Consider the following 23,671-nt stretch of genomic DNA (forward strand, 5'->3'; position numbering starts at 1 on the left):
TCAGGTCACGGAACCGCCACACGCCCCACGCGTCTCCGTAACCCCTCATACGCTGCCCCCTCACCGCAATCCGCACAACAGGGGGCACAGCATGGCCAACTGGAAAATCATCGGCGGCATCATCGGAGGCGTCCTCGTCCTCGGCGCCATCGGCAACGCCGTTGACGGCAACGACACGACCAGCGCGACTGGCACAGCCGCGAGCAGCCAGCCTGAGACGCCTACCGCCGACAGCAAACAGAGCGCAACCGCCGACGAGAAGAAGGCCGCAGAGAAGGCCGCCGTCCCCGACTTCGTCGGCATGGGCCTCCAATCCGCCCAAGACACCGCCCAGGAAGCCGGCTTCTACAGCCTGAATTCGCACGACGCTCTCGGCCGGGGGCGGCTGCAAGCCTTCGACCGGAACTGGCAGGTCTGCTCCCAGAACCTGAAGGCCGGCACCAGCGCGCAGACGGACACGATGCTGGACTTCGGCACCGTCAAGCTGGAAGAAGACTGCCCCGCTAAGGACCAGGCCGCGCCCACGACGGAGGGCGGGACGATGCCGGACTTTGCCGGGAAGTCGGTGAAGGCTGCCCGGTCCGCGCTCGACTCCAGCACGTCGATCACCGTCAAGGACGCGTCCGGCGATGACCGGTTCGTGTTCGTCGAGTCGAATTGGCAGGTGTGCAACCAGACTCCGAAGCCAGGCGTGGCGCTGAACGGGCAGCCGGTGAAGCTGACCGCAGTCAAGTTCGAGGAGAGCTGTCCCTGAACCTGCTGGGGCCCCGCCAGTTGGTGGGGCCCTTCGTGTGCGCCCTACTGCTCGTCATCGAGGGTGTCCTCCAGCATCTTGTTCTTGTCGAAGTTGCCCTCGTCGTCCGTCCACCCGAGGTCGTCGATGGTTTGCGACATCAGCAGCGCCTGGTAGTCGTCTTCCTTCAGCCCTTCGCAGGCTTCCGGCTTCTCCTTGTCGCCGTCCGCGCGGTCCTTCAGCGCGGCAACGCAGTCCTCGCCGATCTCGTCGTACGACTTCGAGCAGCCGACTGCGCCCCCGGCAAGCAGCAGGACGGAGGCAGTAAGCAGAGCGGTGGTGTGGCGCATGGTCCCCCCAAGGACGTGCGTGTGCGTGGAGAGCATCATGAGGCCAACGCGGAGCGTACGGGCCGGTATGGCCGTCCTGTGACCCTCTGGCGTGATGCGCCCGCTGGTCACCGCCAGGGGTGGGCACTGGTGCCCACCCTTTGTCCCCCAGCGGTGGCCTGCACCCGTCCGCCCCTCAAGCCTGGGGTGCGGGACGGACGGGCGTCTGAAGGGCGCGCGCATACCGCGCCCACAACTCCTGGGCCGTCGGGCAGCGGACCTCACCGAACTCGCAATCGTCACAGCCGTAGAAGTGCGTGGTGAAGGCCCGGTAGCGGGCGTACGCGCCATCCGACACGACAGCCTGGAGATGGCCAGGGCCGCCGCTGCCCGCGTCCTGGTACTGCCAGCCCACCCCGCTCACTGCGTTCCTGCCCTGGGGTGGGGGTGGCTACGGATCTCCATCTCGTACGTCGTGGCCTGCCGGATGTTGCCCCGCCCTTCGGCGTCCGCGCGCTGCCGGTCGAGAGCCGCACACACGTCACACCCGGGCACGGGCCGCGGTGGGCGCGTCGGGTCCGGCAGCATGACCGGCAGCTCTTGAGTCGTCTGCGGCTTCATCAGCAGGCCTCCGCGGGGAGTCGGGCGCCGCCACCCGGGCCGAGAGCGGCAGCGATCAGCGTGGGGTCGTTCAGCCGGCCGGTACCGTCCGGGCGGTGCAGCCACAGACGGCCGCACTGATACCAGCCCGTGGGCGGGCAGTGCAGCGGCCAGCCCTCGGGGCGTACGCGTACCTGCCGTACGTCGGCGAGATCCTCGGCGGCGTCCGGCGCGATCAGCCACCAGGCCCGCTCAACACCAGGGTCGGCCAGCACGGGGCCGAGACGCTCGGAACCGATCCGGGTGACGGCGTTCATCGTGTCGAGGAGCCGGGCCTCGACGGCGAGCCAGTGCTTGCCGGTGCCGATAGGGGCGAGGGCTTCCACATTCCACGCCTGGCGTACGAGGTCCGGGTGCGCGGAGCAGTCGGCGAGCCACGCGTCCCCGGCCTCGTAGAGCTGCGCGATGCCTGGCGAGGGGGTCATGGCCAGGACGGTAGGCAAGCCGGTTGCGGGCCTGTGCGCCGATTGCAGCGGATTGCGGGAGGCGGCGGCCCGGTTGCTGCAGCTTGCTTACGTGAGGTCCAGGGAGGCCCGTGCACGGCCGATCAGACGGCGGGCCGGTGTCCCGTACTCGGCGGCCTCGGCCAGCCAGTCCCACGCCCGCTCGTACAGGGCGATGTCGTCCTCGCCAGTGAGCCACAGTTCTTCGCTGATCGTCTCGACGATCACCAACCGGCGGTCGTAGACCCAGAACGCGTGCGGGGCGGTACGCCGCAGCTGCGCCCCGAACGGCAGGATGCCCAGCTCGATACGGCGCTGGCCGACGAGGTTGTACAGCCGGTCGAGTTGCTCGGCCATCACCTCCACGGGGCACGGCCGGTGGTACAGCGCGGCCTCGCACACGAGGAACCGGAACGTCTTCTCCGGGTCGTACAGCGACTCCTGGCGCCGCATGCGTGCCTCGACGGCGGCCTCGGTCGTCGGGGTGATGCCCCGGAACTCGGCGTTGCTGTCGAAGATGACGCGCGCGTACTCCGGTGTCTGGAACAGCCCGGGGATCCGCGACACCTCCAGGCCCCGGAGCATCGTCGTCGCCTCGGTCTGCCGAACGGCGATCTCCTGGCGGCCGCGGTGCCCGCCGGCCAACTGCCGTCGCCACGACCGGTGCCGCTGCTTCATGTCCAGCCCGGCGAGCAGACCGTGCAGCTCGGTCTCGGCGTCCGCCCGGTCGATGGCGTGGGCCCAGCCGGTGAGGTCCTCGCGGGTCGGGGTCTGCTTCCCGTTCTGCAGGCGGGACACCTTCGAGGGCTGCCAGCCCAGACGCTCGGCGAGGTCTTTGCCTTCCAGGCCGGCCTCGGCGCGGAGTTCACGCAGGCGCGCGCCGAGGGCCTCGCGGGCGGTCTGGAAGTCCGTGGTCACACGATGGAAGCTACCCGTCTGGCGAACTCCGTTGTAGGCACTGCGTGATGCCAGGCGGCGTCGCGGGCCTGGCAGGCGGCGAGGACTTCGGCGGGGTCCTCGGTGACGTACACACCGAGGGTGTTGTCCTCGACGTCGAACGCGAACCGGGCGACCACCTTGGAGTCGAACAGCCAGAAGTCGTAGTCGGGCAGGCGCAGCTGTTCGGCCTGGGCGCGGGTGAGGTTGCGGATGTCTTCCCCGGCGGCGACGTTGGACGGGGCGCTGGCGAGGAGGAACCGCTGCCCCTCGGTCGCGGGCTCGTCGACGAGACGGACCCGCTCGAATCGTTTCCCGGCCGCGGTCTGCGCGGCGACGTTGTCCCGCCAGGTGTTGGCCGGCTCGGCTGCGATGTCTTCGCCGTCCTGCCATCGCTGCCACTTGAGGCTGTTGCGGTCGGAGGCGTAGCCGCGGCGGGTCTCCAGCCGCCAGGCGGTGTGCCGGAACTCGCGGAACAGGTGGGCGATCGAGGAGAACGGCTGGAGTTCGGGTGCCTCGGTGCGGGGTGCGTAGCGGGTGAGGAGGGCGCGGGGGACGCGGACGAACGTCTCGGACGGCTTGACGTCGCGCAGCTGTACGAGGTGGGCGGGGTCGGTCTCTCGGTCGCCCTGGACGAGGATCTCGTCGGTGCCGTCGATCTCGTAGAGGGTGGGGCAGTCGCCGTCGTCGCTGGTGGTGCCGAGGAACCTGAGCGTCATGTCGTCTCCGCGTCCTGGGTGGTCGGAGGTCCAGGATGGAGGGCGGGTGCGTGGTGCCGCTCGGGGATTGCGGGGGATTGCCGGTGGAGGGATACGGCTGCGGATTGCGCGCAAGCGGGCCTGACGACGGCCCCGTCCTCGGTCGTGGCGGGTGCCGTACCAGGAGGGAGCGGTAGCCCGTGTGCCGCAATACGAGTGGCCGCAGATATCGCCGCGTGATGGCGTAGCCACATGACTGGTTCTGCTCTCATCGCTCTGATCTCTGCGGCTGCGGCCCTCGTATCGGCGGTTGTGGCGGTCATTGCCTACCGGTCCAGCAAGACGGTCCGGCGGCAAAGCGAGCAGGATGCAGAGAACCTGAACAAGCGCGACCTGTTTCTGTCCCTCCACGAGAAGCTGACCGCCCCTGAGCAGCTATGGGGCCGACGTGTCATTCGAGAGCAGATCAACACCCCGGAGGACGCGGAGAGGCTCCGGCAGTTGGATCGCGAAGACGGCCACGCGGCCGCTAGCGCTGTGGCCATGCTCGACATTCTGAGCCTGTATGTCGAGCGGGGCTTCGTAGAAAAGGATCTTGTCCTTGACGAGTGGGGCCACGCGCTGGCAGACCTCAATGGCAACGCGGCCATTTTCGTCAGGGACCGCACTGAGAACGGCCGGGCGCCGTGGTGCCACTTCCAGGATTTCTCGGCCGAAGCAGTTAAGTGGTCTCGCGACCGTCGCTGGTGAAAACCTGATTGGCGCCAGCAGCGGGCCGCACCACACGGCTGGCGGCGAACAACGCCCGCAAGGCCATGACCTGCTCGGGCGAGAACTTCGGAGCGGCGGCTACGTTCCGTGCGACCTGTTCGCAGGCTTCGGGGCCGAAACGGGCCTCCGCCGCAGCGAGGGAGAACGGCTCGCTCATGCCGAGTCCGGCGGGTCGCAGCAGATCTCCCGCCGCTTCTTCGGTGCGGTGCCGCCCGGCTGGGTGAAGATCCGGCGCAGTGCGTCAACCAGTTCCGGGGGAGGGGGCGGTGCTTCGGCCACGCGTTCGTGGATGTATGCGATGACGTCGTCGCCGAGAATCGCCCGGCGTCTTTCTGCTGGGGTCACGGCTGGGCAGTCTTCACAGGGGATCTTCTTCATGCCGTCAGGGCTGCCCTCAGGTAGCGGCTGCCGCTCCGCCTGATCGTGCGGTTTGTCGATGGCCTGTCACTCAGGTAGCGGTATGAGGGAATGGACTGCCACTGCCTTGATTGCCAAGGACAGCGCTGAGGGTGCGCGCCTCGTGGTGTGTACCCCTGCGTTACTCAGTCTGTGGGCCTGGGCGGAAGGCTTGCGCGATCATCGCGTAATGGGCGGCGATCTCTAGTTGGCGGTCGCTGCTTATCGCAGCCTCCGTGCTCTCTGCCCTGGCCAGGAACGCGCGGGAGCGTTGGAGGCAGTAGGCGCGCACTTCCTCGTCGCTGGCGTCCCCGACATTGAACCCGTCCGGCGCTGGCGGTGCGGTGTACTCCGCCCGGTTCCACGGTCGGTCTTTCGCCATGGCTTTCCCCTCCCACTGGATGCAGATGGACGTCCGCGCAGTGATCGGAATGTTGGCACGAGTCGGCGAGGACGGACAGGCGGACACTCACGCCCCGTCCTCGACCCGCCGAAGTGGGTGTCGCGGCCGTACCCCCCAAACCGCATAGGAGATGCGGTCTGTTGGCTGCGACCTGCGGGTTTGTGTGGGGGATGGCACCCATATGGCACGGCATGGGTCCGTGCGCCACAGAGTGCGGCCGGGGGGAGTGCGTGCTGCACTGGTGGCCAGCGGTTAGTTCGGCACGGGCGGTGGTGGTGGCTATGGCTGGCACTGGCGGGCGGCGAGGTCGGGGGCCTGTATGGCGGGCTCGGCGACGATGGGCCGCGATGGGGTGGCCGGGCCGGATCGGCAGTGTGGTCATCGGCCTTCTTGTGTTCTTCCTCGCCCTCGGAGCGGTCCTCACGTCGTGTGGGGTCGGGGAGGAGGCTCCCCGGTCGCCCTCTCCGTCGAGCGGGTCGCCGACGACTTTCCCGTCTGGTGTGCCGCCGTCAAGGCCAGCTGTGACAGAGACGGCCACGGTGACGGCCACGGCTGTTCCCGTCCCGGAGGAGACGGTCACTGAGACTGTGGACCAGGACCAGGAGCCTGCGGAGCCGGAAGCAGTCGAGCCGGAGCCTGCGGAGCCGACGACTGCGCCGCCTGCGGACGTGTACTACGAGAACTGTGACGCAGCGCGGGCTGCGGGGGCAGCGCCTGTGTATGCCGGGGACCCGGGGTACGGGCGGCACCTAGACCGCGACGGCGACGGCGTGGCCTGCGAGTCGTAGCGTCCGGGCATACGAAAAGGCCCCCGAGGATGGGTTCCTCGGGGGTCGTCCTGTACCCCTCTACGGGCATTACTTCGCAGGTGGGGGCCCTCTACCAAGGTCACTACCGGGGTAGCGGGGCCCCTCTACATCAGGCGCCCTCGTCGGTGTCCTCGACGGCCGTGTCCGTAGACGGGTCCGTAGAGAGGGCCGGGTCTACCCGGCGCGCGGCGAGCAGCAGTTCGGCGGGTACGGCGGCCTCCAGATCGGAGCGCCTCCACCCGGCGAGGTTCTTCCCGCCCACCTTCACCTGCTTCGTGGTGCGGTCGACGCCGGCGTTTTCCAGCTCGGCGGCCAGGCGTTCGCCGTCGAAGTCGCCGTACCGGTCCTCGTCGAGGTTCACGAGCCGGTCGAGGAGGTCGACGGTGTGCATGCGGTCGGCGTGCCGCATCACGTCGAGGCAGTCGGAGAGCACCGGCGCGATCGAGATCCCGGCGGTGTCTGCGGCGGCGGTGACGTCCCCGAGTGCGTCGCCGGTGAGCTGGCCGTGCTTCTGACGGAGGGCACGGCCGCGCTGGCAGAGTTCGGCGAACGCGGGCCCGTCGAGGAAGTCGGCGCGCACGGTCACGAACGAGGCCGGACCGGTGACCAGCACGCCGGTGCCCTTGTGGTCCTCCGAGAGGACGGAGGCGTCGGCGCCCTGGGCGGCCTTGCCCTTGCCGAGCACCATGTCAGAGGACGTCTGGTCGACGACCTGGGTGCAGTACCTCAGGGTGATGATCTCCCGCAGCTTGGTGGGCACGCTGTCGGCGTCGGGCCGCTGGCTCGCGAAGTTGGAGACGAATCCGGCGGCCGGCCCGCGGCGGGCGATGCGGCACAGGTCGTTGATGACCTGCTCGCGGTCGTCGCGCTCCATCGCGGTGAAGTACTCCTGCAGCTCGTCGATGGTGACGAAGATGACGGGGAGGTTGTACTTCTCCACGATGGCCGGGGTGAGCTTGCCCTCCGGGCAGACGGAGACGGGCAGGCCGCGCAGCAGCACGAACCGGCGCTCCATCTCGGCGATCAGTTCCTTCAGCATCGCCTTCAGCGCCTCGACGGCGTCGTCCTCGGCGCCCATCACCAGCCGGTGCGCCACCGCCTTCATCGGCATCCAGTCGGCTCCGCCCTTGCCGTCGGCGATGTAGTGCCGGACGTAGGCGTCGAGGAGGCCGGCGGCGGTCATGAGGCGCTGCGTGAACGTCTTACCCCGCCGGGGCAGCCCGCCGAAGAACAGGGACTGCCACATGATCGGGACGGTGATGCGGTTGCCGCGGGCGTCCTGCCCGAACGGGATCGGCTCCCACACCGTGAAGGTCTCGGCCTTGACCAGCGGCGACGGGTTCGGGTCACCGAGGTACGGGTCGTCGTCGGCGACCCACATCGACACCCGCCCGGCGTGTCCTCCACCGGCGGCGCGGACGCGGGCGGCGATGACCTGGATCTCGTCGACCCCCAGCTCGGCCGCGATCGCGGTGCGTTTGGCGAGGACGTCGGCGGCCGTCTTGCCGCCACCGCGAGGGAGGTCGAACACGACGGCCCAGCCGCGCCCGTCCCGCACGGGCCCCATGACGCAGGTGACGCGCGGGCCTTCGTCGTCGCCCTTGCCGGTCTTGAGCAGGCCGACGGCACGGAGGGCGTCGTTGAGCTGCTGAGCGCTCATGTCGACGCGCAGGGGCGGGGTCGGGTTGTCGAGGAGGACCGCGTCCTCGCCGCGGCCCAGGTAGGCGAGGGGGATGGCGGTGGCGGCGAGCATGCCGGCCTGGACGGGGAGCGGCGCGAGGTACCAGCCGATGGCGGTGGCGGCGACGGCCGTGGCGGCGGCGCCCCACCTCCAGCGTCGGGCGAGGGTGCGTTCGCGGTGGAGGAGGGCGTAGCGGACTGCGAGGTCGACGTCCTCGGGGCTGGCCTTCGTCTGCGCCTTGAGGGCCCGCACGGCGGCGCTCTGGTCGTGCGCGGACAGGGTGGGCCACAAGCCCTTGAGGCCGCGCCACAGGCCCTTGGTGGCCAGCCAGGTCATGCGGAACGTGTACTTGGGGACGCGCAGCAGGTGGTAGCGGGAGTGCCAGGCGCAGAGCCGGCCGAGGGCGGCGGTGTTGGCAGTGATCGCCTTCCAGGACCGGGCCCAGGTGGGGAGGATCGGCTGGTCGGGGACGGTGAGCCAGTCGGCGAGCGGGTTGTCCGGGCGGTCGACGGCCTCGACGACCTCGGTCTCTACGGGGTCGGTGGGCTCCGGGTCGGGGGCGAACTTGAGGAGGGACACGGCCGGTTCGGCGTGCCCGTTGATGCGCCTGATGGTGTCGGTCATGCTGGCGGTTCCGTCTCTCTGCGGAGGGGCTGGAGGCCCGGGGACGGCCGTGGCCTGGACAGTTGGGGCCGTCCCCGGGGCGTTGCTACTTCTTCTTGCGGCTGGCGGCCTGGCGCTCGATCCGCTCGACCTTGCGTTGCAGGTCGGAGATGTCGACGCCGTCACCGGCCAGGCCGCGCTTCGCCATGCGGGCGGTGAGGGCGGCGACGCGGAGCTTCTCGCTGGTGGTGAAGTCGCTGAACTTGGGGCCGTCGGCCATGACGTCTCCTCGCCGGTCAGAGCTGGTTGGGCTGGACGTCGAAGAACAGGACCGACGCGTCGCGGTACTCCGGGTTCTTGCTGGTGATGTCGCTGCGCAGCGCCTGGTAGACGTCGTGGCGGGTGGTGCCTTCGGGCGGGGTCCACGTGCCGGTCCAGCAGCCGGTGGAGAGACCGCCGCCCATGGGGACTTGGAGGGTGAGCAGGTACTGGTGGGTGCCCTGCGGTGCGGGGGCCTGGGCGGTGGTCTCGGTGCTGTTGCTCATGTCGGGGTCTCCCTGGGTTGCGGGCCGGCTGTCCGGCCCCACCGCGCCCCCGCAACCGTGTCGATATCGACACGGTTGCCGAGGACGGAGGGACCGTCAGCGGCGGCCCTTCTGCATGTCGCGCCACATGTCCCGCAGGACGAGGACGACGATCGCGGCGACCCCGCCGAGGATGGCGAGCGCGAGGGACGCGAACGCCAGGCCGATCGAGCCGACGCACACCGCGCACGCGATGCCGATCCACTCGCCTGCGCTGCGGCCGGTGCGTTGGTGGTCGTGCTGGCACTGCTGCGCCGGCGCCTGGGCCTGCTGCTGGGTGGCGAGCTTCGCCAACTCCATGGCCGCCATCGCCAGCTGAACCGCGGCGGTGTCGGTCTCGGCGGCGCGCACCGCCTGCTCGGCCTTGTCGAGGGCGTCGCTCATGCCGTCCACCTCCTCGGCCGGCGTACGTACGGGCGGGCGGCGAGGCCGAGGGCGAAGGCGATGGTGACCGGCTCGGCGAGGACGGGCAGCACGGCGGCGACGGTCACCAGCGGCGACCCGAGCAGCAGCCAGACGAGGGCCAGGACGGCACCCAGGGCGAGCGACCTCACGACCGCACCTCCCCCGGAACGAGTGCCACCGTGCCGACCACTTCGCGCCGCAGTTCGGTAGCCTCGCGGCGGCTGAGATTGAACTCGTCGCGGAGCCGGTCGATGGTCACCGGCCGGTTCGTCGAGGTGACCAACTCCCGGTTCAACTTGGAGGCCCTGCGCCGCAGCTCGGACGGGGTGAGCGTGACGACCTCGGTGACCACCTGCCGGGGGGCCTCGGCGGGTACCGAAGTGGTCACCAGGTCGGGCGCCTCATCGCTGGGGGTACCCGGCAGCGGGTACCCCTCGTCGTCGAGGTCGGGTGACCACTCCTCGTACGGGTCGGTGACCACCGGCTCCTCCTCGGCGGCCGGCCAGTCCACGTATCCGTTCGTGCTGCCGGAGGGCATGTACTGCTGCCGGGAGTGGTCGAAGACGAACGTCTTCCTCGGCTCCGAGCGTGCCACGAGCGGCAGCATCCGGGCCCCGGCCGGGACCACCTCGACGGGCTCGGGGAGCGCCTTCGGCTGGGCAGTTTCTGCCCGCTCCACGGTCACCTCGATGGCAGGGGTACTCACTGACGAGGACCCCTCCTCGTCGCGTCCGGCGAGGGCCTGGTGGATCTGCCTCATCAGTGCGCCGAACGCGAGCAGCGCGGCGGTGGGTGGTACGGCGGCGACCACGTAGTCGAGGGTCCCGGCGGCGGTACCGACCCCGGCCACGTTCAACGCGATCGACGAGCCGGAGCCGACGACCGTGAGCCCGATCGCCCACCGGTCGACGGTGCCGGCGAGCGCGGCCCGCAGCATGAGCAGTTCCCCGGCGACGATGAACAGGTCCAGGGTTGCGGGCCACGCCCACGCCCGGACCTCCTTGCCCTCCATGCCGTGGGCGAGGGCGACTTCGGCGAGGTGCGCGTACGAGAGCCAGAACGCGGCAGCGGTGAGCGCGATGATGACGACGCCGGCAGCGATGGCCAGGGCTCGGGTCGGGTTGGAGATCATTCGCCCACCTCCGGGGCGGCGGCGCGCACGACGAGGTGCGCGGCAAGCTGGACGCCTTCACGGTCCCGGCGGTCGTGTGCGACGAGCAGCGCGGCCATGAGGGCGGGGACGGGCGGGAGTCGCCGGGCCGACCGGGCGGCCGCGCGGAGGGCGGCGACCTCGGTCGGGCGGCGTACGGGACGGGCGCTCACCGGCCGGTTCCTTCGGAGGAGCGGCGGTTGGTCTCGGCGAGCTTCTTGTGGAGGGCGTCGCGCTCGGCGTCTGTCACTGGTCGCCCCCGTCGAGGAGGGCGGCGAGCTGGTCGGCGAACTCGCGCATGTGGTCGGCGGCACCGTCGAGGGCGGCGGCCAGGTCGTACAGGCCGGCGACGTCCAGGGAGCCGGTGTATCCGGTCTCCTCGACGTACGCGCACACCTGGCGGGACGCCCGGTCGGCGTACGGGGTCTGCGCCAGCATGAGCCGGAACAGCTCGATGCCGTTGAAGGTGAGCCGGTGCTCGTGCCCGTAGTGGGTGAGGTCGGTGCGGTAGGTGTCCGGCTGGTGGTCGGAGTGGCCGCGGCACCAGGCGGGTTCGGGCAGGGTGACCGGGCCGTGGTCCTCGGTGGGCAGGGTGATCGTGCGGGGCTCGGTCACTGCTGCTCACCGGCCTGACGGTTCTCGGCGCGGGAGAGCTGCTCGGGGCGGGTGCGCGGGCCGTCGACCCACGGGAACGGACGGACGGTGGCGGCGGCCTTGAAGACGCGGATGGCGGTGCCGGGCGTGGCGTGCGGCAGGCCGTACACCCTGCCCCCGTCCAGGCTGGCGAGGAGGCGAGCGGCGTGGTGCTGGCATCCGTCGGCGCCGGCGTTGTGCTGGTCGAGGACGGTTACGGTGGGCGGGCCGGTGCACGGGGTGGGGTCGTCGGGGTGAGCGGCCGGGCAGCGCTGGTCCGACTTCGGGTTCTCGGGAGACCGAAGTTCCCCGTCCGCCTCGGCGTCGAGGGCGCGCAGCAGAATCCGGAGCGCCTCGGCGAGACCGCCGTGGGCCTGGGCGAACGCGAAGACGTCGAAGCCGCTGGTGTCGCCGTAGACGGCGAGCATCTTCTGCCCAACACGGATCGCAACGGCGAGGTCGGTGGGCTCGGGGCGGGCGCCCACCCCGTCAAGGGTGGGCGCCTGCTCGGCGGGCTGGAAGCTCACCGGTTGCCTCCGGCCTGCTCGGTGCGGGCCTGGTGCATCAGGTCGGCGGCCTGGTCGAGGACGGCCTGCGGGTCGGCGCCCTTGTCGATCTCCGCGAGGAGAATGTCGAGGATCGCGGTCCACGGCCCTTCGACAGCGTCGCGGGCCTCCCAGAGACGGCCGACGATGCGGGAGGCTCGGATCTTCTCGACCACGCGGGGCACCTCGTCGCGGACGGCCTGAGGGTCGCGGCCGTGCCGGACGTTGTCCGCGAGGATGTCGAGGACGTAGCCGTAGTCGTCGCCGACCTCGGCGCGGGCGTACGCAACGATCACGAAGGCCCATACCCTGTCGGCGACCTCGGGCAGCAGCGTGTCGGTGGCGCCCATCTCGGCGAAGACCGCGGGGAGGGCGTCGGCGATGTCGTCGAGGGTGGCGGCCGGGTTGTCCTCCTTGAGGGCCTGGGCGTACAGCTGGTTCGCGAGGTAGACCGCGACGGCCTTGTTGGTGGTGTGGGTGTCGTCGGCGAGGGGCCGGTCCGCGCGGGGGTGGGTCGGGTCGATCTTGATGCGGGGCCGGGTGTTGCGGACGCAGCCCGCGGTGGTGGCGAGAAGACCGGCGTGGATGCGGATGCTGTTCTTCATGGCGGTCAGTCCCCTCAGACGGCGGCGAGTTCGGCGGCGATGGCGGTGGTGTCGGCCGGGACGATCTCGGCGCGGCGGACCTTCAGCGAGGGGGCGTTCGACTTCATCGGCACCGGGCCGAGGTTGTTGGCCTTGAAGATCGCCCTGATCTGGTCGAGGTCTGCGGTCTGCCGGCTGGAGGTGACGCGCTCGACGATCCACTGGCCGTAGGTGCCGGCGGGGAGCCGGTCGAGGATCTTGCGGGCGGCGCGCTTGGCGCGGTCGGCACGGCGGGCGTTGTCGTTGGCGAGGTCGAGGCTGAGCGCGGCGCGCTCGATGACGACCAGCTCGGGCATGTCGGCCTCGGTGTAGACGTCCGCCGGGTCGGTGGCGGGCTCGGGCGCCTCGGTGGCGGTCTGCTCGACGAGCGTCGCGGGGGCGACGACGGAGCGGACGGCGTCGGCAACGGTGCCGAGCAGGCTGCGCACCGTACGGCGACGGCTCGGGGTCATGAGAAGGTTCAACACAGCGGTTCTCCTGTTGACGCAGGTGATTCCGTCAGGCCCTCGTTCGGTGCGCTAACACCGGCGGGGGCCGCTTGCGTCAGTGCTGATGAGGTCACTCACCTTGTCGCTCTGACATTGACAAAGTTACCCACCGTCGGGAACCTTGTCAACATGAATGCAGCGAAGTTGCGGAACGTCGACGTGGCAACCTGGTTGGACTTTGTCCACACCACGAAGACGATGAGGCAGGACATGGCCGACCCGAACGCGGACTACTGGAGCATCGGCGACGTCGCCGACTACTGGGGCGTGACGTCGCAGACCATCCGTACGTACCGATCCCGCCGGCGCGGCGAGTTGCCCGAGCCCGATGCGGTGTTCGGTCGGTCCCCGGTCTGGAAGCCGAAGACCATCATCGACTTCGAGCGGCCGGGGCAGGGAAAGCGCACGGACCTGGCATAGGTCTCCGGCGCTTAGAGGCCAGGGCACAGTCGGGGCACAAGGTCCCGAATAACGATGTGCAACGTTGGCAAGTACTGACAGTAGTTTCCGCACGTCAACCCCCCTTCCAGGGGCCACGTGCAGGTCAGAGGATCAACCGGACGGTACGTCAACTACCGGTGATCGTCCGCACGCGAACCCGGGCCGGACCCGGGTTCGCGTGCGACGGGCGTGCTCAGCGGCGGGAGTGGCCGAACAGGATGCGGTAGGCGATCAGCAGGACGAGGGAACCGCCGATCGCGGCCGCCCAGGTGGCGCCGTCGTAGAAGTCCTCGGAGATCGGGCGGTCCAGCCAGCGGGCGGAGATCCAGCCGCCGATGAAGGCACCCGCGACGCCGATGAGGGTCGTGCCGATGAAGCCGCCCGGGTCCCGGCCAGGCAGCAGGAGTTTGGCGATGGCGCCGGCCAACAGCCCCAGAACGATCCAGCCGATGATGCTCATGCCGAGAACCTGCCCTTTCGTGCCGTCCCACTGCTCTGATCGTGCTGTGTTTCCCCCCGCAGGGACCAGGCATCATGCCGTCCCGCCCTGTTGTCCGGGAGGACGCCCGGGCGACATCCGGTGGTTGCGGAGGTCAGTAGGGTGCGGCGCATGACACAGGCCGGATCGGGCGCCGCACTGCGCCGCACGCTCGGGGTGGGGGACGCCGTGGTCGTCGGCCTCGGGTCGATGGTCGGCGCGGGGATCTTCGCCGCGCTGGGCCCGGCCGCGCGCGCGGCCGGGTCGGGGCTGCTGCTCGGGCTCGCGCTCGCCGCCGTGGTCGCGTACTGCAACGCGATGTCGTCTGCGCGGCTGGCGGCCCGGTACCCGGCGTCCGGTGGCACGTACGTGTACGGGCGTGAGCGGCTCGGCCCCTTCTGGGGGTATCTGGCCGGCTGGTCGTTCGTCGTCGGCAAGACGGCCTCGTGCGCGGCGATGGCGCTCACCGTGGGGGCGTACGTATGGCCGGGGCAGGCGCACGCCGTGGCGGTGGCGGCCGTGGTCGCCCTGACGGCGGTGAACTACGGCGGCGTGCAGAAGTCGGCGTGGCTGACGCGGGTGATCGTGGCGGTGGTACTGGCGGTCCTCGCCGCCGTGGTGGTCGTGTGCCTGGGGTCGGGCGAGGCGGACGCCGGGCGGCTGGGCGGCGGCGCGTCGGAGGGCGTGGGCGGGGTGCTGCAGGCGGCCGGGCTGTTGTTCTTCGCGTTCGCCGGGTACGCCCGGATCGCGACCCTCGGCGAGGAGGTGCGGGATCCGGCGCGCACCATCCCGCGTGCGATCCCGCTCGCGCTGGGCATCGCGCTGGTCGTGTACGCGGCCGTCGCCGTGGCGGTTCTCGCGGTGCTGGGCTCCGGCGGGCTGGGGCGGGCCGCGGCTCCGCTGGCCGAGGCGGTGCGGGCGGCCGGGGTGCCGGGGCTGGTGCCCGTGGTGCGGGTGGGAGCCGCCGTGGCCGCGCTCGGTTCGCTGCTGGCACTCATCCTGGGCGTCTCCCGCACCACCCTCGCCATGGCCCGTGACCGGCATCTGCCGGACGCCCTGGCCGCCGTGCACCCACGCTTCCAGGTACCGCACCGGGCGGAACTGGCCGTCGGTGCGGTGGTCGCCGTGCTGGCCGCCACGGTCGACGTCCGGGGCGCGATCGGCTTCTCCTCCTTCGGCGTCCTCGCGTACTACGCGGTCGCCAACGTGTCTGCCTGGACGCTGAGTTCCGCGCCCCTCTCGCGCGTGGTGCCGGTGATCGGGCTCGTGGGGTGCGCCGTCCTGGCGTTCGCGCTGCCCGCGTCGTCGGTGGGCACGGGCGCCGCCGTCCTCGGCGTGGGGGCGGCGGCGTACGGCGTACGGCGGTGGTGGGCGGGGCGGAGCGGTTAGCGCGCCCGTGTGCCTGCCGGCTAGAAGCGCTGCTGGGCGAAGGGCTGGTCGGAGCGGACGATCTCGCGGCCCAGGGGCATCAGTGAGACCGGGACGAGCTTGAAGTTGGCGATGCCGAAGGGGATGCCGATGATCGTGATGCAGAGCACGAGGCCCGTGACGATGTGCGTCAGCGCCAGCCACCAGCCCGCCAGGAGCAGCCACAGGATGTTGCCGAGGCAGGAGGGCGCGCCCGCCTCACGGCGCTCGACGGCGCTGTATCCGAAGGGCCACAGGGCGTAGATCCCGATGCGGAACGACGCGATCCCGAACGGGATGCCGATGATCGTGATGCACAGAAGCAAGCCTGCGAACAGATAGCCGACGAAGAGCCAGAATCCGCTGAGTATCAGCCAGATGATGTTCAGAATGGTCTTCACTGGGGGCGACCTGCCATCTTCTCGAGTCGGGCGATGCGTTCCGCCATCGGCGGATGTGTCGAGAACATCTTGGAGAATCCCTGGCCCGGCCGGAAGGGGTTCGCGATCATCATGTGGCTCGCGGTCTCGATCCGGGGCTCCGGGGGCAGCGGCAGTTGCTTGGTGCCTGTTTCCAGTTTGCGAAGGGCGCTGGCGAGGGCAAGTGGATCACCGGTGAGGTGGGCGCCGGAGGCGTCCGCCTCGTACTCCCGGGAGCGGCTGATGGCGAGCTGGATGAGGGACGCGGCGAGCGGGCCCAGGATCATGATCAGCAACATGCCGAGGAGGCCGGGGCCGTCGTCGTCGTCCGAGCGGCCGATGGGGATCAGCCAGGCGAAGTTCACCAGGAACATGATCACGGAGGCGAGGGCGCCGGCGACCGACGAGATGAGGATGTCCCGGTTGTAGACATGGCTCAGTTCGTGGCCGATGACGCCGCGCAGCTCGCGCTCGTCGAGCAGGCGCAGGATGCCGTCGGTGCAGCACACGGCCGCGTTGCGCGGGTTGCGGCCGGTCGCGAAGGCGTTCGGGGCGTCCGTCGGCGAGATGTACAGGCGGGGCATGGGCTGTCGGGCCTGCATGGAGAGTTCACGGACCATGCGGTACAGCGCCGGGGCCTCGAACTCGCTGACCGGGCGGGCGCGCATCGCGCGTAGAGCCAGCTTGTCGCTGTTCCAGTACGCGTACGCGTTCGTGCCGAGGGCGACGACGACCGCGATGATCAGGCCCGTACGGCCGAAGAGGCTTCCGATGACGATGATGAGTGCGGACAGTCCCCCGAGGAGTACGGCGGTCCTGAGCCCGTTGTGCCGGCGGTGCACGGTACGCCCTCCAAGTCGTGCGGCAGGGGAACCCTTTGCTTGCTGTCGCTGTTGACTCCACCTCTCAGTGGACCCTCCCGTACTGGTCAACGCCAGGCGGGAGGCACTAGTTCCCTTGTGCGCGCGGACCGCCGCTGGGCCGTCCGGGTGGGCGGGCCGGCTAGAAGAGACCGATGCCGGCGAAGCGCAGGACGAGCTGGGGCGCGCCGGACAGCGCGATGCCGAAGATTCCGGTGAGGGCGAGGGCGGCGGTCAGGGGCGCCGGGACGCGGTGCGGGAGGGGTGCTCCGGCCGTCGCGCCCTCGGTCGCGTCCGCGCGCGTGCGGAACAGCAGCGCCGTCCACCGGAGGTAGTAGAAGAGGGCGATCACCACGTTGACGGCCATCACGACGGCGAGCCAGCCGAGGCCCGCGTCGACGGCCGCCGAGAAGACGGTGACCTTGGCGAACAGACCGATGACGCCCGGCGGCAGTCCCGCGAGGCAGAGCAGGAAGAAGGCCAGGAGCAGGGCGGAGAGGGGGCGGGACGCGTAGAGACCCTGGTAGTCGCTGACGCGGTTCAGGGTCTTCGTACGGCCGACCAGGGCGGCCACGGCGAAGGCGCCCAGGTTCACCACCGCGTACATCAGGGCGTACGCGACCGTCGAGCCGACGGCCTTCCGCGCGTCGTCGGTGTTGTCCGCGTACGCGGCCGCCGCGATCGGGACGAGGAGGTAGCCGGCCTGGCCGACGGAGGACCAGGCGAGCAGCCGGACCGCGCTGTACGCGCGCGTGGAGCGCTGTCCGAGCGCGCCGAGGTTGCCGACGGTCATGGTGAGGGCGGCCAGGGCGACGAGGGCGGGGCCCCAGACGTCGGCGTACGACGGGAGGGCGACGACCGTGAGCAGGATGAGCCCGGAGAAGCCGACCGCCTTGCCGACGACCGACAGGTAGGCCGCCACCGGCAGGGGGGCGCCGACGTAGGTGTCGGGGACCCAGAAGTGGAACGGGACCGCGGCGGTCTTGAAGGCGAAGCCGATGAGGGTGAGGACGACGCCGGCCTGGGTGACGGTGTGCAGCTGGGCGTCGACGTTCTGGATGCGGTCGGCGATCTCGGTGAGGTACAGGGTGCCGGTCGTGGCGTAGACGAAGCTGATGCCGAGCAGGCTGACGGCGGTGGCGGTGACGGACGACAGGAAGAACTTCAGGGCGGCCTCGGAGGAACGCCTGTCGCCGAGCCGGATGCCGACGAGCGCGAAGGCGGGCAGCGAGGCGACCTCCAGGGCGACGACGAGCGTGGCGAGGTCGCGGGAGGCGGGCAGGAGCGCGGCGCCCGCGGCGGACGACAGCAGCAGGAACCAGAACTCCCCGGCGGGCAGGGCCTTCTTGTCGTCGTTCAGGGCCGTCATCGACAGCAGGGCGGTCAGGAGAGCGCCGCCGAGGACGAGGAACTGGACGACGAGGGTGAAGCGGTCCGCGGTGTAGCTGCAGACGTCCGGGGCGCCGGTCAGGCAGAAGGTGGCGCGGTCGCCGTCGAGGAGGGGCAGCAGGGCCACCAGGGAGGCCGTGAGGCCCGCGACGGAGGTCCAGCCGAGCGCCGCCTTCCTGGTGTCGCCCACGAACAGGTCGGCGACGAGTACGGCGAGGCCGACGACCGCGGCGATCGTGGGCGGCGCGATCGCGAGCCAGTCGACGGACTGGACGACGGACTCGGCCAGGGTCTGTGCCTGGGCGTGGACCGGCGGCTGGGCCAAGGGGCTCAACGGGTGCCTCCTGCGAGGAGCTGCTGCACGGCCGGGTCGGTCAGACCGAGGAGGGCCGCGGGCCAGAGGCCGGCGAGGACGGTGAGGGCGACGAGCGGGGTCCAGGCCGCGAACTCGTACGGCTGTACGTCCGCGAGCCGCGGCACGTCCTGCGCGTCCTGCGGGACGGCGCCCATGCAGACCCGGCGGACCACGATCAGCAGGTACGCGGCGGTGAGGAGCGTGCCGAACGCGGCGATCGTCATGAAGGTGAGGAAGGCCGGGCGGCTGAGGCCCTCGGCGGGCTCGAACGCGCCGAACAGCGCCAGCATCTCGCCCCAGAACCCGGCGAGTCCGGGCAGTCCGAGGGAGGCGACGGCGGCGAAGGCGAGCAGGCCGCCGAGGCGCGGGGCCCTGCCGTAGAGGGCGGCGCCGGTCTCCCGCGCGAGGGTGTCGAGGTCGGTGGTGCCGGTGCGGTCCTTGAGGGCGCCGACCAGGAAGAAGAGCAGGCCGGTGATGAGGCCGTGGGCGATGTTGGCGAACAGCGCGCCGTTCACGCCGGTCGGGGTCATCGTGGCGATGCCGAGGAGCACGAAGCCCATGTGGCCGACGGAGGAGTACGCGATGAGGCGCTTGAGGTCGCCCTTCGCGCCCTGCTTGGCGAGGGCGAGGCAGGCGAGCGAGCCGTAGATGATGCCGACGACCGCGAAGGCGGCGAGGTAGGGCGCGAAGGCGCGGAACCCGTCCGGGGTGATCGGCAGCAGGATGCGCACGAACCCGTACGTGCCCATCTTCAGCAGGACGCCGGCCAGCAGGACCGAGCCGACGGTCGGGGCGGCGGTGTGGGCGTCCGGCAGCCAGCTGTGCAGCGGCCACATCGGGGTCTTGACGGCGAGCCCGATCCCGATGGACAAAGCGGCGACGACCTGCACGGATGTGGTCAGTTCGGGGTGATTGTCAGTGGTGAGTGCCACTATGTCGAAGGTGCCGGCCCTGAGTCCGATCAGGAGCAGGCCCAGCAGCATGACCACGGATCCGAGCAGGGTGTAGAGGATGAACTTCCAAGCGGCCCGTGTGCGTTGCTCACCGCCCCAGCGGGCGATGAGGAAGTACATCGGGATGAGCACCATCTCGAACGCGAGGAAGAACAGCAGCAGATCGAGGACGGCGAAGGTCGCGAGGGTGCCGGACTCCAGGACGAGCACCAGCGCGACGAAGGCCTTCGGGGACGGGCCCGTGGCCCGCGGCTTCAGCTGCTGATGTTGCTGTTTGAAGTAGGAGTAGAGCGCGCAGAGGAAGGTCAGCAGCGCGGTCAGGACCAGGAGGGGGAGGGAGATGCCGTCGATGCCGAGGTGGATGCGCACGTCGAGTGCCGGGATCCAGCTGATGTCCGTGCCGGCCTGCATCTTCGACGGCTGGTCGTGGTCGAAGCCGAGCGCGAGGACGATCGCGGCGATGAGGACCGCGCCGGTCACCACGATCCCGTGGCGGAGCACGGCCTGCTCGGGTGACTTCCCCTTCAGTCCGGGCGGGGCCGGGAGGAGAGCGGCGGCGGCACCGATGAGCGGGCCGACGACGATCAACGCCAGAAGGACCTGCATCACGGACTCGTTGATATCGATCACGCCTGCTCACGCTCCCGTGGCGACGACGAGGGCGGCGACCACCAGGACGACGGTGCCGGCGAGCAGCGCGCTCACATAGGTCTGGACATTGCCGGTCTGCGCCCGGCGTACGGCCGCGCCCAGCAGGCGGGGCAGGGCGCCCGCGCCGTTCACGTAGGTGTCGACGACCTCGCGGTCGAGGAACCGGACGAGACGCGCGCTGGCCTGGACCGGGCGGACGAAGAGAGCCGCGTACACGGCGTCGAGGTGGAAGCCGGCGGCGGCGTGGCGGTGCAGCGGGCCGAGCAGACGGCGGCCCGGGTCCGCCGGGTCGGGCGCCGAGGCCACGTCCCCGTAGGCCGGGGTGTGGCCGGCGATGGCCTCCGCCTCGACCGTGCCGGCGTCCGCGTCCGGATGGGCCGCGACGGCGCCCAGGGGGACACGGGCGGCCTCGGCCCTGGTGGAGCGCCAGGCCGCGTACGTCAGCAGGGCGCCGATCAGGGCGGCGCCCGTGCCGAGGACGGACGTGGTCAGGGTGGGGGCCAGGCCGTCGCCGTCGAACCAGTCGGGGAGCCTGCCGTAGGCGAACCCGCCGAGGGCGAGGGAGGGGACGGCGAGCACCCAGAGCACGACGGTCATCGTGCGGGGCTGTCGGCCGTGGTCGGGCGCTTCGGTTCCCTTGCCGCGGAAGGCGAGCAGCCACAGGCGGGTCGCGTAGGCGGCGGTGAGCAGGGCCGTGGCGACACCGGCGACCAGGACGGTCCAGCCGGCGGCGCCGGGGACGGGCTGGGCGTGGCCGCCGGCGGCGTGCTCGGCGGCTCCGAGGACGGACTCCTTGGAGAAGAAGCCGCTGAAGGGCGGGATCGCGGCGAGGGCGAGCAGCGCCACGGTCATCGTCCAGAAGGCGTCGGGGACGCGGGCGGGCAGGTGGCTCATGCGGGACATGGCGGCCAGGGAGTTGGTGCCGGCGGCGTGGATGATCACGCCGGCCGCGAGGAACAGCAGCGCCTTGAAGGCGCCGTGGGAGATGAGGTGGAAGACGGCGGCACCCCGGTCGCCGACGGCGAGGGCGCCGGTCATGTAGCCGAGCTGGCCCATCGTCGAGTAGGCGAGGACGCGCTTGATGTCGTCCTGGGCGAGCGCGGCGAGGGCCGAGCCGGTCATGGTCACCGCGGCCATGACGGCGAGGACGAGCAGGGCCGCCGAGGAGGCGGCGAAGACCGGCAGGAGGCGGGCGACGAAGTAGACACCGGCGGCGACCATCGTCGCGGCGTGGATCAGCGCGGAGACGGGCGTCGGGCCCGCCATCGCGTCGGGGAGCCAGGTGTGCAGCGGGAACTGGGCCGACTTGCCCGCGACGCCGGCGAGGAGCAGGAGGGCGATCGGCGTCGGGTGGTCGAGGCCGCCCTCGGTGACGGTGGCCAGGATCCGGGTGATGCGGAAGGAACCGGCGTCGGTGGCGAGGGCGAACAGACCGATCAGGAAGGGGACGTCGCCGAGCTTGGTGACCAAGAAGGCCTTGAGGGAGGCGGCGCGGGCCTCCGGGGTCTCCCAGTAGTGGCCGACCAGGAAGTACGAGCAGATGCCCATGATCTCCCAGCCGACCAGGAGCACCATCAGGTCGCCGGAGTAGACGACGAGCAGCATGGCGGAGGTGAAGAGGGAGACGAGAGCGGCGTAGGAGGGGTAGCGCGGGTCGTCGCGGAGATAGCCCGTCGAGTAGATCTGCACACAGGTCGCGACCAGGCCCACCAGGACGGCGACCAGGGCGGCGAAGCCGTCGATGTACAGGGCGAGTTCGACGGGGACCGAACCGGTGGGGGTGAGCTGGGTGGCCGCGTCGACCGGGGCGTCGCCCCCCTGGCGTACGGCGACCAGCACGGCGAGGACGAAGGCCGTGAGGGTGGGCAGGACGGCGAGGGGGCGGACGAAGCCGGGGGCGGTGCGGCCGAGGAGGAGGCCGGTCGCGGCGCCGAGGAACGGGAGGAGGGGGACGAGGACGGCGAGAGTGGTCGTGGTCACGTGGTGGCCTCAGCCTTCTCGCTCCGCTCGGGTCGGCCGGGTTCTCCGGCTTCGGCGGGGTCTTCGGGGCCGTCGGGGTTGTCGGGGCCGTCGCTCTCGTGGCCCTCGGCGGTGTCGCGGAGCTTGTCGATGTCGGCGGTGCCCCGGTTGCGGTGGACGGCGAGGACGATCGCCAGGCCGATGCCGATCTCGGCGGCGGCGATGGTGATCGTGAACAGGGTCAGGGCCTGGCCGGAGTGCAGGGTCTCCTCGGCGGCCCTGCTCAGCCAGACGTCGAAGGCGACGAGGTTCAGGTTGACGGCGTTGAGCATCAGCTCGACGGACATCAGGACGAGGATCGCGTTGCGGCGGGCGAGGACGCCGTAGAGGCCCGTGCAGAAGAGGAGGGCGGAGAGTACGGCGGGGTAGGCGAGGTGCATCAGCGGACGCCTCCGTTGCCGGTGGGGGTGCTGGTGCCTGTGCCGGTGCGGGTGCCGTCGGCGTTGCGGAGGCCGTCGCCGTTGCGGGGGCGAGGGGTGGGGGCCGGGGTCGGGGGGTCCTGCTTCGCCTTGCGGGAGAGGACGATCGCGCCGACCAGGGCTGCGAGCAGGAGGACGGAGAGGGCCTCGAAGGGGAGGACCCAGTGCTGGAAGAGGCTCTCGCCGGTGGCCTCGGTGGAGCCGGCGGCGGGGCCGTCGAGGTCGATCCAGGTGGTGCGGAAGGCGTCGACGACGACCCAGACGAGGGCGGCGGCCGAGGCGAGGGCCACGGTGAGGGCTGCCCAGCGGTTGCCGGAGTCGGCGTCCGGGGAGCGGCCGATGGGGGCCTTGGTGAGCATCAGACCGAAGAGGAGGAGGACGACGACGGAACCGACGTAGATGAGGACCTGCACCCAGGCGATGAACTCGGCGGTGAGCAGGAGGTACTCGACGGCGAGCCCGCCGAGGGCCACCACCAGCCACAGGGCGGCGTGCACGAGCTGCCGGGTGGTGACGGTGACGATCGCGGCGCCGAAGGTGACCAGACCTACGAGGAGGAAGGCGATCTCGACGCCGGTCGGGGAGAGGAAGCCGCGGGTCTCGACGGCGGCCAGGGTGGTGGAGGCCAGGGCGGGGTGCGTCGTGGTGACGGCGGCGGCCGAGGCTGCGGCGAGGCTCACGCGTCTCCCTCCGGTGGCTCGGCCGGTGTGGTCGGTGGCTTGGGCGGTGCGGTCGGCGGGGTGGGTGTTCCCGTCGGTGGGGTGGCTGGGGTGGTCGGTGGGGCGCCCGGGGTGGCCGGTGGTTCGGGGGGCTGGGTCCGCGGGGGTCGTGGTGTCTCGGTGGCCTGGGCGGTGGCCAGTTTTTCGGCGGTCTTGCGGGCGGCGGCCAGTTCCTTGGGCTCCTCGGCCGAGGGGTCGAGGGGCGGTGGGGAGGGGACGGTCCACATCCACTCACGGAGCTTGTCGCGCTCGTGGGTGAGTTCGTGGATGTCGGTCTCGGCGTACTCGAACTCCGGGGACCAGAAGAGGGCGTCGAAGGGGCAGACCTCGATGCAGATACCGCAGTACATGCAGAGGGAGAAGTCGATGGCGAAGCGGTCGAGGACGTTGCGGCTGCGTTCGCGGCCGCCGGGGGCGGCGGGCGGGACCGTCTCCTTGTGGGAGTCGATGTAGATGCACCAGTCCGGGCACTCGCGGGCGCACAGCATGCAGACCGTGCAGTTCTCCTCGAAGAGCCCGATGACGCCGCGGGTGCGGGGCGGGAGTTCGGGCTGGACGTCCGGGTACTGCGCGGTGACGGTCTTCCTCGTCATCGTGCGGAGGGTGACGGCCAGGCCCTTCGCGAGGCCACTGCCGGGAATGGGGGCCAT

The 23,671-nt window shown here is 70.9% G+C and carries 33 protein-coding genes; 5 read left to right on the forward strand and 28 right to left on the reverse strand.

The features are described 5' to 3' along the window. The first annotated feature begins 91 nt into the window (after nucleotides 1-91). Nucleotides 92-754: a hypothetical protein gene (locus tag ACWCRJ_RS08975; RefSeq protein ID WP_450938630.1), complete on the forward strand. Its 663-nt coding sequence runs from the start codon at nucleotides 92-94 to the stop codon at nucleotides 752-754. Between the two features lie 44 nt (nucleotides 755-798). Here ACWCRJ_RS08975 and ACWCRJ_RS08980 read toward each other — a convergent pair whose 3' ends face one another. The 6 genes from ACWCRJ_RS08980 to ACWCRJ_RS09005 all read right to left on the reverse strand — a co-directional run bounded on the left by ACWCRJ_RS08980 (nucleotide 799) and on the right by ACWCRJ_RS09005 (nucleotide 3,820). Beyond that, a complete protein-coding gene (locus tag ACWCRJ_RS08980; RefSeq protein WP_450938631.1) occupies nucleotides 799-1,083 on the reverse strand; it encodes a hypothetical protein in 285 nt (94 codons plus the stop codon). 175 nt (nucleotides 1,084-1,258) lie between these two features. Further along, entirely contained in the window at nucleotides 1,259-1,486 is a 228-nt protein-coding gene (locus tag ACWCRJ_RS08985) for a hypothetical protein (protein ID WP_450938632.1), read from the reverse strand. After that, nucleotides 1,483-1,683 carry a hypothetical protein gene (locus tag ACWCRJ_RS08990; RefSeq protein WP_450938633.1) on the reverse strand — a complete coding sequence of 67 codons (201 nt, stop codon included), beginning with the start codon at nucleotides 1,681-1,683 and terminating at the stop codon, nucleotides 1,483-1,485. Before ACWCRJ_RS08990 ends, ACWCRJ_RS08985 begins: the two co-directional genes overlap by 4 nt. Continuing rightward, the gene (locus tag ACWCRJ_RS08995) at nucleotides 1,683-2,147 is read right to left on the reverse strand and encodes a hypothetical protein (protein ID WP_450938634.1); all 465 of its coding nucleotides are present in this window, start codon (nucleotides 2,145-2,147) and stop codon (nucleotides 1,683-1,685) included. Before ACWCRJ_RS08995 ends, ACWCRJ_RS08990 begins: the two co-directional genes overlap by 1 nt. A gap of 87 nt (nucleotides 2,148-2,234) precedes the next feature. Then, entirely contained in the window at nucleotides 2,235-3,083 is an 849-nt protein-coding gene (locus ACWCRJ_RS09000; protein WP_450938635.1) for a helix-turn-helix domain-containing protein, read from the reverse strand. Continuing rightward, nucleotides 3,080-3,820 carry a DUF6879 family protein gene (locus ACWCRJ_RS09005; RefSeq protein ID WP_450938636.1) on the reverse strand — a complete coding sequence of 247 codons (741 nt, stop codon included), beginning with the start codon at nucleotides 3,818-3,820 and terminating at the stop codon, nucleotides 3,080-3,082. Before ACWCRJ_RS09005 ends, ACWCRJ_RS09000 begins: the two co-directional genes overlap by 4 nt. 231 nt (nucleotides 3,821-4,051) lie before the next feature. On the opposite strand from ACWCRJ_RS09005, the gene ACWCRJ_RS09010 reads away from it, so the two are divergent. Next, on the forward strand, nucleotides 4,052-4,549 hold the full coding sequence (locus tag ACWCRJ_RS09010; RefSeq protein ID WP_450938637.1) for a hypothetical protein: 498 nt from the start codon (nucleotides 4,052-4,054) through the stop codon (nucleotides 4,547-4,549). Here the strand turns inward: ACWCRJ_RS09010 and ACWCRJ_RS09015 are convergent. Then, on the reverse strand, nucleotides 4,521-4,727 hold the full coding sequence (locus ACWCRJ_RS09015; protein WP_450938638.1) for a hypothetical protein: 207 nt from the start codon (nucleotides 4,725-4,727) through the stop codon (nucleotides 4,521-4,523). The genes ACWCRJ_RS09010 and ACWCRJ_RS09015 overlap by 29 nt on opposite strands. Continuing rightward, nucleotides 4,724-4,948 carry a hypothetical protein gene (locus ACWCRJ_RS09020; protein ID WP_450938639.1) on the reverse strand — a complete coding sequence of 75 codons (225 nt, stop codon included), beginning with the start codon at nucleotides 4,946-4,948 and terminating at the stop codon, nucleotides 4,724-4,726. The genes ACWCRJ_RS09015 and ACWCRJ_RS09020 overlap by 4 nt, the downstream gene beginning before the upstream one ends. A gap of 768 nt (nucleotides 4,949-5,716) precedes the next feature. On the opposite strand from ACWCRJ_RS09020, the gene ACWCRJ_RS09025 reads away from it, so the two are divergent. Beyond that, nucleotides 5,717-6,157 (forward strand): excalibur calcium-binding domain-containing protein, encoded by a 441-nt coding sequence (locus ACWCRJ_RS09025; RefSeq protein ID WP_450938640.1) that lies wholly within the window; start codon nucleotides 5,717-5,719, stop codon nucleotides 6,155-6,157. Between the two features lie 130 nt (nucleotides 6,158-6,287). Here ACWCRJ_RS09025 and ACWCRJ_RS09030 read toward each other — a convergent pair whose 3' ends face one another. The 11 genes from ACWCRJ_RS09030 to ACWCRJ_RS09080 form a co-directional block, all read right to left on the reverse strand. Then, on the reverse strand, nucleotides 6,288-8,483 hold the full coding sequence (locus ACWCRJ_RS09030; RefSeq protein WP_450938641.1) for an FtsK/SpoIIIE domain-containing protein: 2,196 nt from the start codon (nucleotides 8,481-8,483) through the stop codon (nucleotides 6,288-6,290). A gap of 85 nt (nucleotides 8,484-8,568) precedes the next feature. After that, complete coding sequence (locus ACWCRJ_RS09035; RefSeq protein WP_450938642.1) at nucleotides 8,569-8,742, reverse strand: DUF6257 family protein; 174 nt, start codon at nucleotides 8,740-8,742, stop codon at nucleotides 8,569-8,571. Between the two features lie 16 nt (nucleotides 8,743-8,758). Next, entirely contained in the window at nucleotides 8,759-9,007 is a 249-nt protein-coding gene (locus tag ACWCRJ_RS09040; protein ID WP_450938643.1) for a hypothetical protein, read from the reverse strand. Between the two features lie 96 nt (nucleotides 9,008-9,103). Continuing rightward, nucleotides 9,104-9,430 (reverse strand): hypothetical protein, encoded by a 327-nt coding sequence (locus tag ACWCRJ_RS09045; RefSeq protein WP_450938644.1) that lies wholly within the window; start codon nucleotides 9,428-9,430, stop codon nucleotides 9,104-9,106. Then, a complete protein-coding gene (locus tag ACWCRJ_RS09050; protein ID WP_450938645.1) occupies nucleotides 9,427-9,600 on the reverse strand; it encodes a hypothetical protein in 174 nt (57 codons plus the stop codon). Before ACWCRJ_RS09050 ends, ACWCRJ_RS09045 begins: the two co-directional genes overlap by 4 nt. Continuing rightward, entirely contained in the window at nucleotides 9,597-10,583 is a 987-nt protein-coding gene (locus ACWCRJ_RS09055; protein ID WP_450938646.1) for a DUF2637 domain-containing protein, read from the reverse strand. The genes ACWCRJ_RS09050 and ACWCRJ_RS09055 overlap by 4 nt, the downstream gene beginning before the upstream one ends. Then, a complete protein-coding gene (locus tag ACWCRJ_RS09060; protein WP_450938647.1) occupies nucleotides 10,580-10,774 on the reverse strand; it encodes a hypothetical protein in 195 nt (64 codons plus the stop codon). Before ACWCRJ_RS09060 ends, ACWCRJ_RS09055 begins: the two co-directional genes overlap by 4 nt. Nucleotides 10,775-10,847: 73 nt before the next feature. Then, entirely contained in the window at nucleotides 10,848-11,216 is a 369-nt protein-coding gene (locus ACWCRJ_RS09065) for a DUF6907 domain-containing protein (RefSeq protein ID WP_450938648.1), read from the reverse strand. Then, the gene (locus ACWCRJ_RS09070) at nucleotides 11,213-11,761 is read right to left on the reverse strand and encodes a hypothetical protein (RefSeq protein ID WP_450938649.1); all 549 of its coding nucleotides are present in this window, start codon (nucleotides 11,759-11,761) and stop codon (nucleotides 11,213-11,215) included. The genes ACWCRJ_RS09065 and ACWCRJ_RS09070 overlap by 4 nt, the downstream gene beginning before the upstream one ends. Next, on the reverse strand, nucleotides 11,758-12,384 hold the full coding sequence (locus tag ACWCRJ_RS09075) for a hypothetical protein (protein ID WP_450938650.1): 627 nt from the start codon (nucleotides 12,382-12,384) through the stop codon (nucleotides 11,758-11,760). The genes ACWCRJ_RS09070 and ACWCRJ_RS09075 overlap by 4 nt, the downstream gene beginning before the upstream one ends. Nucleotides 12,385-12,398: 14 nt before the next feature. Next, complete coding sequence (locus tag ACWCRJ_RS09080) at nucleotides 12,399-12,890, reverse strand: hypothetical protein (RefSeq protein ID WP_450938651.1); 492 nt, start codon at nucleotides 12,888-12,890, stop codon at nucleotides 12,399-12,401. Between the two features lie 150 nt (nucleotides 12,891-13,040). On the opposite strand from ACWCRJ_RS09080, the gene ACWCRJ_RS09085 reads away from it, so the two are divergent. Beyond that, nucleotides 13,041-13,331: a hypothetical protein gene (locus ACWCRJ_RS09085; RefSeq protein WP_450938652.1), complete on the forward strand. Its 291-nt coding sequence runs from the start codon at nucleotides 13,041-13,043 to the stop codon at nucleotides 13,329-13,331. A gap of 214 nt (nucleotides 13,332-13,545) precedes the next feature. Here the strand turns inward: ACWCRJ_RS09085 and ACWCRJ_RS09090 are convergent, their stop codons facing one another. Then, a complete protein-coding gene (locus ACWCRJ_RS09090; protein ID WP_059079086.1) occupies nucleotides 13,546-13,812 on the reverse strand; it encodes a GlsB/YeaQ/YmgE family stress response membrane protein in 267 nt (88 codons plus the stop codon). Nucleotides 13,813-13,962: 150 nt separating this feature from the next. Between ACWCRJ_RS09090 and ACWCRJ_RS09095 the strand changes: the two genes are divergently transcribed. Next, on the forward strand, nucleotides 13,963-15,219 hold the full coding sequence (locus ACWCRJ_RS09095; protein ID WP_450938653.1) for an APC family permease: 1,257 nt from the start codon (nucleotides 13,963-13,965) through the stop codon (nucleotides 15,217-15,219). Between the two features lie 20 nt (nucleotides 15,220-15,239). Here ACWCRJ_RS09095 and ACWCRJ_RS09100 read toward each other — a convergent pair whose 3' ends face one another. From ACWCRJ_RS09100 to ACWCRJ_RS09135, 8 genes are all read right to left on the reverse strand, one after another. After that, on the reverse strand, nucleotides 15,240-15,638 hold the full coding sequence (locus ACWCRJ_RS09100) for a YccF domain-containing protein (protein ID WP_450938654.1): 399 nt from the start codon (nucleotides 15,636-15,638) through the stop codon (nucleotides 15,240-15,242). Continuing rightward, nucleotides 15,635-16,498 (reverse strand): zinc metalloprotease HtpX, encoded by an 864-nt coding sequence (htpX, locus tag ACWCRJ_RS09105; protein WP_450938655.1) that lies wholly within the window; start codon nucleotides 16,496-16,498, stop codon nucleotides 15,635-15,637. The genes ACWCRJ_RS09100 and htpX overlap by 4 nt, the downstream gene beginning before the upstream one ends. A 160-nt stretch (nucleotides 16,499-16,658) precedes the next feature. Beyond that, on the reverse strand, nucleotides 16,659-18,239 hold the full coding sequence (locus tag ACWCRJ_RS09110) for an NADH-quinone oxidoreductase subunit N (protein ID WP_450938656.1): 1,581 nt from the start codon (nucleotides 18,237-18,239) through the stop codon (nucleotides 16,659-16,661). Next, nucleotides 18,236-19,843: a complex I subunit 4 family protein gene (locus ACWCRJ_RS09115; RefSeq protein WP_450938657.1), complete on the reverse strand. Its 1,608-nt coding sequence runs from the start codon at nucleotides 19,841-19,843 to the stop codon at nucleotides 18,236-18,238. The genes ACWCRJ_RS09110 and ACWCRJ_RS09115 overlap by 4 nt, the downstream gene beginning before the upstream one ends. 6 nt (nucleotides 19,844-19,849) lie before the next feature. Then, complete coding sequence (locus ACWCRJ_RS09120) at nucleotides 19,850-21,844, reverse strand: NADH-quinone oxidoreductase subunit 5 family protein (protein WP_450938658.1); 1,995 nt, start codon at nucleotides 21,842-21,844, stop codon at nucleotides 19,850-19,852. Next, nucleotides 21,841-22,263 (reverse strand): NADH-quinone oxidoreductase subunit NuoK, encoded by a 423-nt coding sequence (gene nuoK / locus ACWCRJ_RS09125; protein ID WP_450938659.1) that lies wholly within the window; start codon nucleotides 22,261-22,263, stop codon nucleotides 21,841-21,843. The genes ACWCRJ_RS09120 and nuoK overlap by 4 nt, the downstream gene beginning before the upstream one ends. After that, complete coding sequence (locus tag ACWCRJ_RS09130) at nucleotides 22,263-22,931, reverse strand: NADH-quinone oxidoreductase subunit J family protein (RefSeq protein ID WP_450938681.1); 669 nt, start codon at nucleotides 22,929-22,931, stop codon at nucleotides 22,263-22,265. Before ACWCRJ_RS09130 ends, nuoK begins: the two co-directional genes overlap by 1 nt. A gap of 47 nt (nucleotides 22,932-22,978) precedes the next feature. Then, nucleotides 22,979-23,671, reverse strand: a complete 693-nt coding sequence (locus ACWCRJ_RS09135) for a NuoI/complex I 23 kDa subunit family protein (RefSeq protein ID WP_450938660.1) — start codon at nucleotides 23,669-23,671, stop codon at nucleotides 22,979-22,981.

The sequence above is a fragment of the Streptomyces sp. NPDC002324 genome, from assembly GCF_053593335.1.